This is a genomic window from Flavobacterium sp. UGB4466, from assembly GCF_903469665.1.
Taxonomy (GTDB): Bacteria; Bacteroidota; Bacteroidia; order Flavobacteriales; family Flavobacteriaceae; genus Flavobacterium; species Flavobacterium lipolyticum.
The window spans coordinates 1-380 of the sequence record NZ_CAGKLC010000289.1; the positions used below are offsets into that span (position 1 = coordinate 1).

1 pseudogene is annotated in these 380 nt (G+C 39.5%); it reads left to right on the plus strand.

From position 1 onward, the window contains the following. Window positions 1-380, plus strand: a pseudogene (locus tag JO950_RS22100) (AMP-binding protein); the annotation flags it as partial.

Genomic DNA, 380 nt, shown 5'->3' on the forward strand with positions numbered 1-380 from the left:
TTCTCAGACAGTGAAGCTTATATTGTCAGCAGCGATATGTCGTTATGTCCAATTGGAGTTTCGGGAGAATTATTATTAGGAGGAGCAGGAATTTCAAAAGGATATTTGAATCGCGAAGATTTAACTCAGGAAAAATTTATCGCCAATCCATTTACAGCAGGTAAGAGCGCAGTTTTATACCGAACAGGAGACTTAGTTCGCAGAAATTCTTTAGGCGAGATTGAATTTTTAGGACGAGTAGACGATCAGGTTAAAATTCGAGGATACCGTGTCGAATTAAAAGAAATCAGTCGTGTGATTCAGGGGTATTCCGGAATTGTTCAGAGTGAGGTTCTGTTTAAAGAAGACGGTACAGGAACTAAACGTCTGGTGAGTTATCT